Raw genomic sequence first — 15,118 nt, 5'->3', positions numbered from 1 at the left:
ATAGATGTTTGGAAGAACGTACTACTGCGGAGAGATTACCGAAAAAGCGATAGGTGAGAAAGTAACATTAAAGGGTTGGGTGCAAAAACGTCGTGATTTAGGAGGTCTTATCTTTATTGACCTACGTGACAGAACAGGCATAGTCCAAGTTGTCTTTAATCCGGAAGTTTCACAAGAAGCTTTAGCATTAGCAGAAAAAATTCGTAACGAATATGTGTTAGATATTGAAGGCGTCGTTATTGAAAGGGAACAAGGGACGGTTAATGAGAGCTTAACAACTGGTAAAATTGAAATTCGAGTGGAAAAAGTAACGATTCTTAATGAGGCGAAAACACCTCCATTTACAATTGACGAAAAATCTGAAGTATCTGAGGATGTTCGCTTAAAATATCGTTATCTAGATTTAAGAAGACCAGTAATGGCCAATACATTAAAGCTACGCCATCAAGTAACAAAAGCTATTAGAGGATTCCTTGATGATGCTGATTTTATCGATGTAGAGACACCAATCTTAACGAAGAGTACACCAGAAGGAGCGCGCGATTATTTAGTGCCAAGTCGTGTGCATCCAGGAGAGTTTTACGCGCTGCCACAATCGCCACAAATATTTAAACAATTATTAATGGTCAGTGGAGTAGACCGTTATTATCAAATTGCTCGTTGCTTCCGAGATGAAGATTTACGCGCAGACCGTCAACCGGAGTTTACGCAAATTGATATTGAAATGAGCTTTATGAGCCAAGAAGATATTATTGAGTTGATGGAAAGTATGATGGCTAAAATCATGAAGGATGTAAAAGGACAAGAAGTTCATATCCCATTCCCTCGTTTAACCTATCATGAAGCTATGTCAAGATACGGTTCCGATAAGCCAGATACACGTTTTGAAATGGAGCTAACGGATTTATCTGATATCGTAAAGGATTCGAGCTTTAAAGTATTTGCTGGTGCTGTATCATCAGGTGGACAAGTGAAAGCAATCAACGTCAAAGGCGCTGCTTCCACCTATTCCCGCAAAGATATTGATGCCTTGACGGAATTTGTTTCGGTATACGGGGCTAAAGGACTTGCTTGGTTAAAAGCAGAAGAAGAAGGTTTAAAAGGCCCAATTGCTAAATTTGTATCTGAAGAAGAACAAGCAGCGATTCAGTCAGCACTTGGTGTAGAAGCTGGCGACCTATTACTATTCGTTGCGGATAAAAAATCAGTAGTTGCTGATGCATTAGGTGCGCTTCGTCTAAAATTAGGTAAGCAATTAGAATTAATTGATGAAAGCAAATTTAACTTCTTATGGGTAACGGATTGGCCGCTACTTGAGTATGACGAAGAAGATGGTCGCTATTATGCAGCACATCATCCTTTTACAATGCCACAAAGACAAGATTTGGAAAAATTAGCTGATCAGCCTGGAGAAGTAAAAGCTCAAGCGTATGACCTAGTTCTTAATGGCTATGAACTTGGCGGTGGTTCCCTACGTATATTCGAAAGAGATATTCAGGAGCGAATGTTTGAAATTCTTGGTTTTTCTAAAGAGGAAGCTGTCGAGCAATTTGGTTTCCTACTTGAAGCATTTGACTATGGTACTCCGCCACATGGAGGGATTGCACTAGGACTTGATCGTCTAGTAATGTTACTTGCTGGTAGAACGAACCTAAGAGATACAATTGCTTTCCCTAAAACAGCTAGTGCAAGTTGCGTTTTAACAGATGCACCTGGGGAAGTAAGTGAAGCACAATTAAATGATCTTCATCTCGCTTTGAATGTAAAGAATCAAGATTAATTGGTAAAAAAAGTGATTTTTGAACTATATGTCACTTCTTGAATTCATATCTTAGCTATGATAAGATTACTTCAATCATAAAGAGTCCTGATGTGTACGTCGTCTACCCTAATTTTGACCGAACATATTACCTTCGGGAGTCCGGAGTTTTCTACGTAAGCGTAAATGCCTCATTTCTAGAGGACTTACAGATGCGAGAAGCAGGACACCCACCTGCTAAGTGCGGGTTCAAAATGAAGGACCAATAACGACGGCATAATTGGGACTCTTTCAATTTATAATTGTATGTAAAACCTGATCATAGTTATCAGGTTTTTTTATCTGTGGTCGAATAATAGTGTACTTACTTAAGGGTTTTGCAAGTTAGAAACAACCCGGTGTGTGAGCGCTTCACAAAATGGATGAGCAGGTCCCTCAGAAGGAATCTGGCGTATGAGCGCTTCGCAAAATGGATGAGCAGGTCCCTCAGAAAGAACTCCGGGCGTGAGCGCTTCGCAAAGTGGAATAGCAAGTTCTTCAGAATGAATCCCGGGCGTGAGCGCTTCGCAAAGTGGAATAGCAAGTCCTTCAGAATGAATCCCGGGCGTGAGCGCTTCACAAAATGGATTAGTAGGTCCCTCAGAATGAATCTGGCGTATGAGCGCTTCGCAAAATGGAATAGCAAGTCCCTCAGAAGGAACTCCGGTGTGTGAGCGCTTCGCAAAATGGATTAGCTTGTCCCTCAGAAAGAACTCCGGGCGTGAGCGCTTCGCAAAATGGAATCGCAAGTCCCTCAGAAAGAACTCCGGTGTGTGAGCGCTTCGCAAAATGGATTAGCAGGTCCCTCAGAAAGAACTCCGGGCGTGAGCGCTTCGCAAAATGGAATAGCAAGTCCCTCAGAAGGAACTCTGGTGTGTGAGCGCTTTGCAAAATGGATGAGCAGGTCCCTCAGAAGAACTCCGGGCGAGAGCGCTTCGCAAAATGGAATAGCAAGTCCTTCAGAAGGAATCCCAGGCGTGAGCGCTTCACAAAATGGATGAGCAAGCCCCTCAGAAGGAAAACCGATAATGAACGCTACGCAAAATGAAATAGTAAGTCCCTCAGAAAGAACCTGGCATGCGTATGACTTCATTATTTTTAGGGTTTAAAAAACTCAACAAATATGTACCAAAACAGGAAGGTCAAAAGAGATCATATGCCCATAAAAATCTGTTCACCTTTTTCAAAAGAAGGAATGAGAAATCCTAGTGATTTACTTGTATTTAACGGAAAGTATGATATATTTTTTTACGGGTATGATTATTTGTAGGATAGATATGGAATGGAGTTGAAATAGCATGTTACATCAGTTTTCGCGAAATGAGCTTGCCATTGGTAAAGATGGTTTAGAGACAATGAAAAATAGTACAGTGGCTGTATTAGGTATCGGGGGAGTGGGGACATTTGCAGCTGAGGCCCTTGCTCGTTCAGGTGTGGGCAGACTTGTGCTTGTTGATAAAGATGATGTGGATATTACCAATGTCAATAGACAAATTATTGCGTTGCTTTCTACTGTCGGTAGACAAAAAGTAGAAGTAATGAAAGAGAGAATTATGGATATTAATCCAGAATGTGAAGTCATTGCTTTGAAAATGTTTTATACAGAAGAAACATATGAAGATTTCTTTAGTTATAACCTTGACTTTGTCATTGATGCTTCAGACACGATTTCTTATAAGATCCACTTAATGAAAGAGTGCTTGAAAAGAGATATACCGATTATTTCTAGTATGGGTGCAGCTAATAAGATGGATCCGACAAGATTCCAAATCGCTGATATTTCTAAAACGCATACTGACCCAATTGCTAAGGTAATTCGTACTCGTTTACGAAAGGAAGGCATTCGTAAAGGTATACCCGTCGTTTTCTCTGATGAAAGTCCAATCGTTATTCGTGAAGATGTGAGAAAAACCGTTGGGAAAGATGATGCAAAAATCCGTAAGGCGAAAATGCCGCCGTCTTCTAATGCATTTGTGCCATCTGTATCAGGACTTATTATGGCAAGTTATGTTGTTAAGGAATTATTAGCCGACATTCCTATTAGTCGTGTAAATGACGAAAGTAAATAAATGAAAAAAAGCTTGTAGTTATTGTTACTACAAGCTTTTCTTCATTTATTTGCGATATTCTTTCATAACAGACATTAGTCCTTCGTAAAGTGAAAGCTCGTTTTCTAATTGATGGCTAGTTTCTTCCCATTTTTGATTAAGTTCTTTATTTCTTTCCTCTAATTGCTCATTTTCCAGTAAAAGTGCCTTGTTCTCAGATAATAATAAAAGGTCAGGGGTTGTTTTTAAGTATTCAATCACTTTCTGTATAGATAAGCTCGTAGCGTCTTCTTTAGTCTTCTTCATATTGTGATACCTAGTTTGACAGGCTGATTCTGTTCTACCTAATTTTTTTGCTGCCATGCGAAAGGCATCTGCTTTAGAATCACCATTTTGGCTATACTCATTAACCAATTCTTCTAATAGTTGATCGTCGGATTCTTGCCAAGATGCATGTGTCATCGAAAGCCTCCTTATCAAAACATTTATTATTATCCTCTACCTTAAAAAAAGAATCATACATTAGGCTTGACGGAAACAAAGTACCGGTGTACTATTTAACTAATACACTAGATGTAAAAAGGAGGAAAAAATGAATCCTTTTCGTGGCTTGCTCGTAAAAGAATTAAAGATAATGAAATCTCACTTTTATGGCGTAATTTTAACCGTGTTCTTTGCCGTTTTAATAGGCTTAACATTGACTCATTATTTTAAGGAAGGTAATATTTTACCTGCTTTTCTGTTCTTCTTATTTTTTGCGCATATTCTGTTTTACCCTATTTTTATTTTGTATTCCTTAAATTTAGAGACAAAGACGCAAGGGTGGTTGCATAACCCAAATCGGGGTTCTTATTTATTGAGTAGTAAGCTAGTGGCCATTAGTATTTATTTTGTAATGTCGATAGTCATTACCATTTTCTTAGCTATAGGGAGCTATTATTATAATCCTAATGTCTCATTCTATGACAACATACCAGTTGTTCTTCCGCTTTACTTATTATTATTTATCACTTGTTTGTCTTTCTATTTTGGTTTATGGTTCTGTTTTTATTGGTTCGTTTACTATAGCTTAAAAAATGTACCAATCTTAGGAAGGGTGCGCTCAGTATCTTTATTTATCATAGTAGTTGTGCAAATGTTCATTTCTGGTTTAATAGGTGAAAGCGATTGGTACAAACAATTAGTCCATATGAGTGAGCTTGATTTAAATGTAGATTGGCTGCATTTCAACTTTTTTGTTCAATCAGACGGGTTCACATTCAATATGGCTGATAGTACAATCTCCATTGTAGAAATCCTTTTATACCTCGTTACAGCTAGTCTGTTATTCATTACCTCGACTTGGTTGCTCGAAAAGAAGGTTGAGGTGTAATAATGGCGAAAGAGTTTCATTCATCACAGCCGATATATCTCCAAATCATGGAACGGGTTTGTCAACAGATTGTGAGAAAAGAGTTAGCTCCAGGGGAAAAATTACCCTCTGTTCGTGAGATGGCACTTACATTTGGGGTGAATCCAAATACAATTCAAAGAACGTATCAAGAGCTAGAAAGGATGGAAGTCGCCTTGGCGAAGCGTGGGCAAGGAACATTTGTAACAGAAGATACAGCCAAGTTAATGAACTTAAAAAGAGATATGCAAAAGCAGATCATCCAATCCTATGTAAATAATTTGCGAGAGTTAGGCTTTTCTAATGAGGAAATGAAACAAGGGCTATCTCAATTCCTGAAGGAGGATCATGATGATTGAGTTTCATAAGGTGAATAAGAAATATGGCTTTAATCAGGTTTTGAAAGATATCAGCTTTACAATACGCCCTGGGAAAATCATCGGCCTAGTGGGACCGAATGGAAGTGGAAAATCCACCATATTGAAACTCATCTCTGGTCTGACTTATCCTTCAAGTGGTGAAGTCAATGTATTAGGAGAGCCTGCTAATAGAAGAATTGCGTCCAAAGTCATCTATTTAACAGAGGCAGACAGTTTTTATCCTTCTTTTACGGTTAGAGATATGCTGAATTTTTATGAGAGCCAATTTGCTGATTTTGAACAAGATAAAGCAATGGAACTACTTCAATTTATGAACTTAAATGATTCAGTAAAAATTAGGTCATTATCGAAAGGAAACCGTGGACGGTTAAAGTTAGTATTGGCTCTTGCTAGAAGAGCACCTATTCTACTTTTAGATGAACCATTTTCTGGATTAGATCCAATGGTTCGGGATTCGTTGGTTCAAGGATTATTAAGCTTTATTGATTTTGAGAAACAAACAGTGCTAATGGCCACACATGAAATAGAAGAAGTTGAAACAGTCCTTGACGAATTGATTATGATAGAAGATGGGAAATTTCTTGGTCAGTATCATGTAGAAACAATAAGAGAAGAAAAAGGGCTGTCTATCAAAGAATGGATGAAAGAAACATATAAGGGGTGAGGGAAAGAAATGAAAGCAGTAGTTAAAATTGAAAATGTAACAAAGATCATTAAAAAGAGAAAAATTATTGATTCCTTAAATTTTGAAGTAATGGAAGGAGAGGTTTTTGGGTTTCTAGGCCCTAATGGTGCGGGTAAAACAACCACTATTCGGATGATTGTTGGCTTAATTGGCATTAGTGAAGGTGATATTAAAATTCTTGACAATAGTGTGCAAACAAACTTTGAGAAGGCAATCCAACATGTAGGAGCGATTGTTGAAAATCCAGAAATGTATAAATTTATGAGTGGATATCAAAATCTCCTCCATTACGCAAAAATGGCAGAGGGAATTACAAAAGAAAAAATTATGGAGACAGTAGAGTTTGTTGGTTTGACTGAGAGAATACATGATAAGGTGAAGACTTATTCTTTAGGTATGCGGCAACGACTAGGGTTAGCTCAATGTTTGTTACATGACCCTAAAGTGTTAATTCTGGATGAACCAACAAATGGATTAGACCCCGCTGGTATTCGTGAAATCCGTGACCATGTAAGGAAGTTAGCAAGAGAAAGAGGAATGGCAGTCATTGTATCTAGTCATCTACTATCAGAAATGGAAATGATGTGTGATCGAGTCGGTATTATTCAAAAAGGTAAATTAATTACGATTCAGTCTGTCCATGAGCAAGTAGAAGGAGGAGCAAAGGAATATGAAATTGACGTCGATCATCCAACAGAAGCAATGTTTGCTGTCAATAGATTAATTCCACAACAGCAAGCAGAGGTGAAGGGAAATACGCTTATGCTGCGAGCACAAAAAGAGGATATCCCTTTATTGGTGAAAGAGTGGGTTCATGATGGAATTAATATATATCGTATTCAAGAAACGACGAAAACGTTGGAAGACCGCTTTCTTGAAGTGACAACACTACAGAAGGAGGCGGAATAAGCGATGTTCTCATTAATTAGAAACGAATGGGTGAAAATCTTTAAACGAAGTGGCACTTATGTAATGATTGGCATTCTTCTTTTTATCGTTGCTGTAGCAGGTGCTTTTATGAAATACCAAGATGTACAAGGATCAGTCCCTCCAAATGAGCAATGGCAAAAAGGGTTACAAATGGAGATAGACTCCTATGAGAAGGAGCTGGAGAATTCCGGAGATATGCTTCCAGAGGATGTAAAAGAAAGCTATGAAAAGATCATTGCCATTAATGAGTATCGCATCGAAAACAATATATCACCAAATGGAGATTACGAGGCACTGAGTTTTATATCTGATATGTCTTCGCTAATAGATTTTGCCGGTTTGTTTATGATTATTATTGCTGGAGGGATTGTAGCAAGTGAATTTAATTGGGGAACGATTAAACTGCTACTCATTCGCCCAATTACTAGAAGTAAAATTCTTCTCTCCAAGTACATAACTGTGCTGTTATTTGGTTTCAGTTTGCTCTTTTTACTTTTCATGTTCTCTGGCATATTAGGCCTCGTTCTATTTGGTTTAGGTGGTAGTGAACCGTATCTCTTATATCAAGATGGAGTAGTAAAAGAACAGTCAATGATTTTGCATTTAATCAATGTGTATAGTTTATCATCCATCCAAAACATTATGCTAGCAACGATGGCCTTTATGATTTCATCAGCATTCAGAAGTAGTTCATTAGCAATTGGTTTATCTATTTTCCTTATGTTTGCTGGTGGGCAAATTACTCACCTCATTGCGATGAAGTATGATTGGGCGAAATATAGTTTATTTGCTAATACCGATCTGTTTCAGTACTTTGAAGGAACACCGATGTTACCAGGAATGACGTTAACTTTTTCCGTTATCATGTTGATTGTTTATTTTCTGATATTCCAAATCATTGCATTTATCATATTTAAGAAAAGAGATATAGCTGGATAAAATCTAGAAGCTGCTGGAAATTTCCGGCAGCTTATTTTTATGGGTGAAATGGTCACAATAATCATTGAAGGAGTGTGGGGTCATGAGAATAAAGTGGTTTTTTCTCGTCTTTATAATGATTTTATTTATACCATTTCGTATTAGCGAGGCTTCGATTAAGGAAAGAGATGAATATGAACAATTGGGCCTAGCCATTTGGGATTTTTGCCAAATGAAAGGAAATTATGTAGCACTTACATTTGATGATGGACCAGATCCTGTATACACGCCGCAAATCTTAGATTTATTAAAAAAGTATCAAGTAAAGGCGACTTTCTTTGTCGTGGGGAAAAAAGCAAAGGATTTCCCTGAGGTGATACAGCGTATAAATAAAGAAGGTCATGAAATTGCTAATCATACGTATAACCACGGATATGATGTTTTAATTAAAGAAGATAAATTGACAGAAGAACTTATAAAGACAGAGGAGGTTGTGAAAGCCATTACTTCTAAATCAATGACGTTATATCGACCAGTTGGAGGAATATACAATGATACTATTATGAATACAGCTACAAAACAAGGTTATTTAGTAACGATGTGGTCTTGGCATCAAGATCCTAAAGATTGGATGAACCCTGGTGTTTATCCTATTTTTCATCACGTATCTACTGCGATGAAACCTGGAGATATAATTGTTTTACATGATGCTGGTGGTGATCGTTCACAGACAGTGTTTGCACTAGAGGAAATCTTGAAAACAATGAAAAATATTAAATTTAAAGGGGTAACTGTGTCCGAGCTTATTTTACTTTCACAAGAAATTCCAACAACTATCTTCGATGCAAAATAACAGGTTTTCTATTTTTTTTGAGTGGAAATATGATGAAAAGATATGTTCTGCCTTACTTATCAGAGTGACAAGAGATAGATAAGGCATTGCCAAGTATTTTGTTGTTAACAAATGAGGAAAATCCACTCAAACATTTAGAACTGAGTGGATTTACTATCTTTTTTAGCTAGAATCTTACTGTTGTAGCCGTTTGTAAACATTGGAAAGAGCTTCTTCAAATTTACCGTTCGTTTTTGGCTCATAATAAGTTTTCTGCTTAATGTTATTAGGCAAGTATTGTTGCTTTACCCATCCATTTTCATAATCATGCGGGTATTGATAGTCAATGCCTCTACCTAATTCTTTCGCCCCTTTATAATGGGCGTCTTTTAGGTGATCTGGAACTTCACCGCTAATGCCTGCACGTATATCTGATAAAGCACGGTCAATCGCCATAATAGCTGAATTAGATTTCGGTGAAAGGCATAGCTCAATCACTGCATTAGCTAACGGAATTCTTGCTTCAGGGAAACCTAACCGCTCTGCTGATTCAATGGCTGATAATGTTCTTTGTCCAGCTTGGGGGGAGGCAAGTCCGATATCTTCATAAGCGATAACCAATAGTCTTCTTGTAATACTAACCATATCTCCTGCCTCAATTAATCTGCCTAAATAATGAAGGGAGGCATTCACGTCACTTCCACGAATGGATTTTTGAAATCCAGATAAAACATCGTAATGTGCATCACCATCTTTGTCATGTGCCATACTCTTTTTTTGCATGCATTCTTCGGCAGCTGAAAGTGTGATGAGGATAGTACCTGAGTCATCTGGTTCAGTTGAAAGCACTGCCAATTCAAGCGCATTTAGCGAACTACGAACATCGCCTCCAGATGCAGTTGCAAAGTGAGTTAATGCCTCATCTTCTATGTCTATTGTCTTATTACCCAGCCCTCTATCTTCATCAGCAATAGCTACTTTTAATGCCGTTTTAATCTCTTCCACTTCTAATGGCTTTAGTTCGAAAATTTGACATCGACTTCTGATGGCGGGGTTAATTGCATGATAAGGATTGCTAGTAGTAGCACCTATTAAGGTAATCATGCCATTTTCTAAATAAGGTAAAAGAAAATCCTGTTTTGCTTTATCTAAGCGATGAACCTCATCTAATAATAAAATAACCTTACCTGACATCTTTGCTTCGGCTGCTACGACTTCCATATCCTTTTTATTATTTGTCACTGCGTTTAAAGTGCGAAAAGCGAATTTAGTACTACCAGCTATTGCACTAGCAATAGAGGTTTTTCCAATTCCTGGTGGTCCGTATAATATCATCGATGATAGTTGTTTCGCTTTTACCATTCTATGAATAATTTTACCTTCTCCCACGAGGTGTTGTTGACCAATAATTTCATTGATTGTTCTTGGTCTCATTCGAAAAGCTAACGGTTTGATACTCAACTATATCACTCCTAATTAGATAAGAGGCTTATCCTGTTCCTTTTGATAACATATCATAAAATTAAAATAGCTAAAATGATTAACGCTTGCAAATGTGCTATAATAGCAAGGTCTATTTATATGTTGTGAAGAAAAATGTTTTTAACCTATCCAACTACTTATTAAAGAGTATTCTACCATTTAATGGAGGGCGTAAGAAATAAGATTAAAAATAATCTATCCTGTGAGGGCTTGTCAAATGATCAATAATAATAAAATAGGGCAAACAGGACCGAGGTTTATTATCTATTTACTCGGTTTATTAGTAATGAGTTTAGGAATTGTACTCCTTATTGTTGCAGATTTAGGCGCAACACCTTGGGACGTATTGCATGTAGGTTTGTATTATCAATTAGGGTTATCAATTGGCACCTGGTCTATTATTGTTGGTATTCTTGTACTTGCCATTGCGGCAATCATTGGTAAAGAGATGCCAAAAGCAGGTGCTTATCTTAATATGATTCTTATTGGAATCTTTATTGATTTGTATTTATTATTACCGTTTATGACCACTCCTGAAACGATTTGGGGAAAGTTCATTATGTTTGCTTGTGGTCTTTTAATTAATTGTTATGGTATGGGCTTGTATATATCAGCTCGTTTAGGTACTGGGCCACGGGATAGTTTAATGATGGCATTAATGAATCGAACAGGTTGGAAAGTTGCCTATATAAGGTCAAGTATGGAAATTATTGTGTTAGTTATCGGTTGGCAGCTTGGCGGTCCTGTTTTTTGGGGGACAATCGTTTTAAGCTTGGCTACTGGTCCAATAGTCGGTGCAGCATTACCACAATGTCAACGATTTACGAATAAGTTACTTGCACGAATGAAGGAAAGAAAAGTATCGATTGCCTCATAACAGGTAACGATGGAATTTATAGAGAGAATAAAGATGAATAGAGGTGTCGGGAATGAAAATATCGACAAAAGGTCGTTACGGATTAACGATTATGATAGAACTCGCTAAGAAATATGGGGAAGGTCCCGTTTCATTAAAAACAATTGCACAAGCAAATGATTTATCAGAACACTATTTAGAACAATTAATTGCTCCTTTAAGAAATGCTGGTTTTGTGAAAAGTATAAGAGGAGCTTATGGCGGATATATACTTGGAGATGAGCCATCAAAGATCACTTCAGGCGATATTATTCGCGTATTAGAGGGTCCGATTAGTCCAGTTGAAGGGATAGAAAATGAAGAACCAGCTAAAAGAGAATTATGGATGCGTATACGTGACGCAGTGAAAGAGGTATTGGATAATACAACGATTGAGGATTTAGCAAACCATAAAGATAATGGTGAATCCGATGCTTATATGTTTTATATTTAACAGATTGGCAAGAAGGTGAAAAAAGTGGAAAGAATTTATTTGGATCATGCGGCAACAAGTCCGATGCATCCTCAAGTAATTGAAGTAATGATGCGAATGATGCAAGAGGATTACGGAAATCCATCAAGCATTCATTCTTTTGGTAGAGAAGCAAGACAAGTACTTGATCGGGCAAGAGAAGTAATGGCATCAAGTATTGGAGCTATTGCAAACGAGATTATTTTCACAAGTGGTGGAACCGAATCCGATAATCATGCTATTTTTGGAGTAGCTCGAGCGAATCAAAATAAAGGTAAGCATATCATCACTTCAGAAATTGAACATCATGCAGTACTACATGCGTGCGAAGAGCTTGAAAGAGAAGGATTTGAAGTAACATATTTACCAGTCAACAATGAAGGGGTCATTGAGGTAGACACTGTTAAGAAAGCGTTACGAGATGATACAATTTTAGTTACCATCATGTATGCGAATAATGAAGTTGGTACCATTCAGCCCATCGCTGAGATAGGTAAACTGCTCGTTAATCATCAAGCAGTCTTTCATACAGATGCGGTACAAGCTTATGGCCTATTGCCTATAGATGTGAATGAAGCAAATATTGACTTACTTTCTGTTTCAGCTCACAAAATAAATGGTCCAAAAGGTATTGGATTTCTATATTGCCGGAAAGACATTTCCCTTCCTTCAAGATTGTTTGGGGGCGAGCAAGAAAGAAAGCGTAGAGCTGGAACGGAAAACGTACCTGCCATTGCTGGTTTTTTAGAAGCAGTGAAAGTAAGTCAACAAAATAGAGGGGCTAAAAGTACGCACTTTCAACAATTAAGAGAAATGTTCTTGCAAACATTGATAGAAAATGGAATAAAGTTTAAGCAAAACAGTTCGCTTGCTGAAACACTTCCTCATGTATTAAACTTAAGCTTTCCAGGAACAAATGTGGAAGCTATGCTTGTTAATTTGGATTTGGTAGGGATTGCCGCATCTAGTGGTTCTGCATGTACAGCAGGATCTATAGACCCATCGCATGTACTGGTCGCGATGTTTGGTAAAGGAGATGAGCGGTTAGCTAACTCTATAAGGTTCAGCTTTGGCTATGGTAATACATTAGAACAAGCAGGTGTAGCTGGAAAAGAAGTAAGTAAAATCGTGCAACGATTTCAGGCATAAATAAAGTATAGCAAAGAGAGGTGAAGACAATGACAAAAGCGCCAAAAGATACGCGAGTTGTTGTTGGGATGTCCGGTGGCGTTGATTCATCGGTAGCTGCACTCCTTCTCAAAGAACAAGGCTATGATGTCATCGGCATTTTTATGAAAAACTGGGATGACACCGATGAAAACGGTGTATGTACAGCGACGGAAGACTATGAAGATGTAATCCGCGTATGTAATCAAATCGGTATTCCATACTATGCTGTCAACTTTGAGAAGCAATATTGGGATAAAGTGTTCACCTACTTTCTTGAAGAATATAAAGCAGGTAGAACACCGAACCCCGATGTCATGTGCAATAAGGAAATAAAATTTAAAGCGTTTCTAGAACATGCGATGCATTTAGGTGCTGATTATTTAGCAACTGGTCATTATGCGCGTGTAGAAGAAAGAGACGGCGAAGTAAAAATGCTTCGTGGCCTTGATGAAAACAAAGATCAAACGTATTTCCTTAATCAGCTTTCGCAAGATCAATTAAAAAAAGTAATGTTCCCAATCGGCAATATTAAAAAGTCAGAGGTAAGGGAAATTGCGGCAAAAGCAAATTTAGCAACAGCTACTAAGAAGGATAGTACAGGTATTTGTTTTATTGGTGAAAGAAACTTTAAAGAATTCCTAGGTAACTACTTACCAGCTCAACCAGGTAATATGGAGACATTTGATGGTAAAGTAGTCGGTAAGCATGATGGTTTAATGTATTATACAATTGGTCAAAGACATGGTTTAGGGATCGGTGGCGCAGGTGAGCCTTGGTTTGCGATTGGTAAGGACTTGAAAAGGAATGTTCTTTATGTAGGACAAGGCTTTCACCATGAAAAATTATATTCCGATTCCCTTGTAGCTGTGAATGTAAGTTGGGTATCTGAAAAAGAAATGCCACAAACATTTGAATGTACAGCTAAATTTAGATATCGTCAGACAGACAATAATGTAACGGTGGAACGCTTAGCGGACAATAAAGTTCGAGTGAAGTTTCATGAGCTAAGTAGAGCGATTACCCCTGGCCAATCAGTTGTTTTTTATAACGGTGACGAATGCTTAGGCGGAGCAACAATTGATGAAGTATATATTAATAGTAATCAACTCACATATGTAGGATAAAAAATCAGGCAAATTGATTGCCTGGTTTTTTATTTTTCCCACGTTTTTATGATAAATCTTCAACAAGTTACTGAGTCTAGAATGGATACGCACAAATGCCGCAAATCATCGAAGTTAACTTTTCTCCTCTCATTCTTTGGAGAAGCTGGAAAATCAAGCCGTGTACCAACTATATTATGTTCAATTCTAAAAACCTAAACAAATTATGCCTGAACGTTTAGCCTGTGAATGAAGTCATAACGAAAAATATGCTATACTATTTCGAAGAGTAAAGAGATAGAAATGGAGTCGATAAATAATGGATAAAAACCAACAAGGTATTCAATATATGCAAGAAGGTAAATGGGAAGAAGCAGCTAAGATTTTTATGGGAGCCATTGATGAAAACCCTGAGGATGCGGTTTCTTATATCAATTTTGGTAATGTTTTATCAGCCGTTGGCGACGGAGAACGAGCATTGAAGTTTTTTCTAAAAGCAATTGAACTTGATGAAAACGCGGGTGTTGCTTATTATAGTGTCGGAAATTTACTTTTTGAAAAAGAACAATTTGACGAGGCTAAAAATATGTTTGAACAAGCGATGCAAAAAGGAATCGACCATGGAGACAATTATTTTATGTTAGGTATTTCCCTTATGCAATTAGAGCAAGGGAAATTAGCATTACCATACTTGCAACGTGCAACTGAATTAAATCCACAGGATGCAGAAGCGGCGTTTCAATATGGTCTTTGCTTAGCGCAATTAGAATTAATAGATGAAGCCATTAAGCAACTACAACAATGTATTGAATTAGATGAGGAACATGCAGATGCTCATTATAATCTCGGTGTCGCTTATGGTTTTAAAGAAGACGTGCAAAAGGCACTCGCTCATTTTAATCGTGCATTGGATATACAACCGGATCATATGCTTGCCGGCTACGGTAAGAAAATGATTGAAAAACAAGCATAAGATAAAAAACAAGATGCGCTTAAAAAGGAAGGAGCATATGGG

The 15,118-nt window shown here is 37.6% G+C and carries 15 protein-coding genes and 1 other RNA gene; 14 read left to right on the top strand and 2 right to left on the bottom strand.

Going from position 1 to position 15,118, the window contains the following annotated elements:
• Positions 1-4 precede the first annotated feature (4 nt).
• The 3 genes from aspS (at position 5) to MKX83_RS16805 (ending at position 3,867) form a co-directional block, all read left to right on the top strand.
• Positions 5-1,780 (top strand): aspartate--tRNA ligase, encoded by a 1,776-nt coding sequence (gene aspS, locus MKX83_RS16815; protein WP_307312785.1) that lies wholly within the window; start codon positions 5-7, stop codon positions 1,778-1,780.
• Between the two features lie 81 nt (positions 1,781-1,861).
• Positions 1,862-2,050, top strand: a non-coding RNA gene (ssrS, locus tag MKX83_RS16810) — 6S RNA.
• 1,046 nt (positions 2,051-3,096) lie between these two features.
• Positions 3,097-3,867 (top strand): tRNA threonylcarbamoyladenosine dehydratase, encoded by a 771-nt coding sequence (locus MKX83_RS16805; protein ID WP_307312786.1) that lies wholly within the window; start codon positions 3,097-3,099, stop codon positions 3,865-3,867.
• A gap of 45 nt (positions 3,868-3,912) precedes the next feature.
• Here MKX83_RS16805 and MKX83_RS16800 read toward each other — a convergent pair whose 3' ends face one another.
• The gene (locus MKX83_RS16800) at positions 3,913-4,308 is read right to left on the bottom strand and encodes an SANT/Myb-like DNA-binding domain-containing protein (RefSeq protein WP_095372452.1); all 396 of its coding nucleotides are present in this window, start codon (positions 4,306-4,308) and stop codon (positions 3,913-3,915) included.
• Between the two features lie 130 nt (positions 4,309-4,438).
• Between MKX83_RS16800 and MKX83_RS16795 the strand changes: the two genes are divergently transcribed.
• The 6 genes from MKX83_RS16795 to MKX83_RS16770 all read left to right on the top strand — a co-directional run bounded on the left by MKX83_RS16795 (position 4,439) and on the right by MKX83_RS16770 (position 9,002).
• On the top strand, positions 4,439-5,218 hold the full coding sequence (locus MKX83_RS16795; RefSeq protein WP_307312789.1) for a hypothetical protein: 780 nt from the start codon (positions 4,439-4,441) through the stop codon (positions 5,216-5,218).
• A gap of 2 nt (positions 5,219-5,220) precedes the next feature.
• A complete protein-coding gene (locus MKX83_RS16790) occupies positions 5,221-5,595 on the top strand; it encodes a GntR family transcriptional regulator (RefSeq protein WP_095372454.1) in 375 nt (124 codons plus the stop codon).
• Positions 5,585-6,280, top strand: coding sequence for an ABC transporter ATP-binding protein (locus MKX83_RS16785; protein WP_095372455.1), 696 nt, complete (start codon positions 5,585-5,587; stop codon positions 6,278-6,280). The genes MKX83_RS16790 and MKX83_RS16785 overlap by 11 nt, the downstream gene beginning before the upstream one ends.
• A 9-nt stretch (positions 6,281-6,289) precedes the next feature.
• Positions 6,290-7,210, top strand: coding sequence for an ABC transporter ATP-binding protein (locus tag MKX83_RS16780; RefSeq protein ID WP_307312792.1), 921 nt, complete (start codon positions 6,290-6,292; stop codon positions 7,208-7,210).
• 3 nt (positions 7,211-7,213) lie between these two features.
• Positions 7,214-8,170 (top strand): ABC transporter permease, encoded by a 957-nt coding sequence (locus MKX83_RS16775; protein ID WP_095372457.1) that lies wholly within the window; start codon positions 7,214-7,216, stop codon positions 8,168-8,170.
• An 82-nt stretch (positions 8,171-8,252) separates the two neighbouring features.
• Positions 8,253-9,002 carry a polysaccharide deacetylase family protein gene (locus MKX83_RS16770; protein WP_341056597.1) on the top strand — a complete coding sequence of 250 codons (750 nt, stop codon included), beginning with the start codon at positions 8,253-8,255 and terminating at the stop codon, positions 9,000-9,002.
• 174 nt (positions 9,003-9,176) lie between these two features.
• On the opposite strand, the gene MKX83_RS16765 is transcribed toward MKX83_RS16770, so the two are convergent.
• Positions 9,177-10,442, bottom strand: a complete 1,266-nt coding sequence (locus MKX83_RS16765; RefSeq protein ID WP_307312795.1) for a replication-associated recombination protein A — start codon at positions 10,440-10,442, stop codon at positions 9,177-9,179.
• A gap of 238 nt (positions 10,443-10,680) precedes the next feature.
• Between MKX83_RS16765 and MKX83_RS16760 the strand changes: the two genes are divergently transcribed.
• From MKX83_RS16760 to MKX83_RS16740, 5 genes are all read left to right on the top strand, one after another.
• The gene (locus MKX83_RS16760) at positions 10,681-11,340 is read left to right on the top strand and encodes a YczE/YyaS/YitT family protein (RefSeq protein ID WP_307312797.1); all 660 of its coding nucleotides are present in this window, start codon (positions 10,681-10,683) and stop codon (positions 11,338-11,340) included.
• A gap of 52 nt (positions 11,341-11,392) precedes the next feature.
• Positions 11,393-11,812: a cysteine metabolism transcriptional regulator CymR gene (gene cymR / locus MKX83_RS16755; RefSeq protein WP_095372461.1), complete on the top strand. Its 420-nt coding sequence runs from the start codon at positions 11,393-11,395 to the stop codon at positions 11,810-11,812.
• Positions 11,813-11,836: 24 nt separating this feature from the next.
• On the top strand, positions 11,837-12,979 hold the full coding sequence (locus tag MKX83_RS16750; protein ID WP_095372462.1) for a cysteine desulfurase family protein: 1,143 nt from the start codon (positions 11,837-11,839) through the stop codon (positions 12,977-12,979).
• Between the two features lie 29 nt (positions 12,980-13,008).
• On the top strand, positions 13,009-14,124 hold the full coding sequence (gene mnmA, locus MKX83_RS16745) for a tRNA 2-thiouridine(34) synthase MnmA (protein ID WP_095372463.1): 1,116 nt from the start codon (positions 13,009-13,011) through the stop codon (positions 14,122-14,124).
• Positions 14,125-14,422: 298 nt separating this feature from the next.
• Positions 14,423-15,076: a tetratricopeptide repeat protein gene (locus tag MKX83_RS16740; RefSeq protein ID WP_341056595.1), complete on the top strand. Its 654-nt coding sequence runs from the start codon at positions 14,423-14,425 to the stop codon at positions 15,074-15,076.
• Positions 15,077-15,118 lie beyond the last annotated feature (42 nt).

It is taken from the genome of Cytobacillus sp. FSL M8-0252, from assembly GCF_038007345.1.
Classification (GTDB): Bacteria; Bacillota; Bacilli; order Bacillales; family Cytobacillaceae; genus Cytobacillus; species Cytobacillus kochii.
This window is presented reverse-complemented; position numbering and strand designations above follow the sequence as displayed.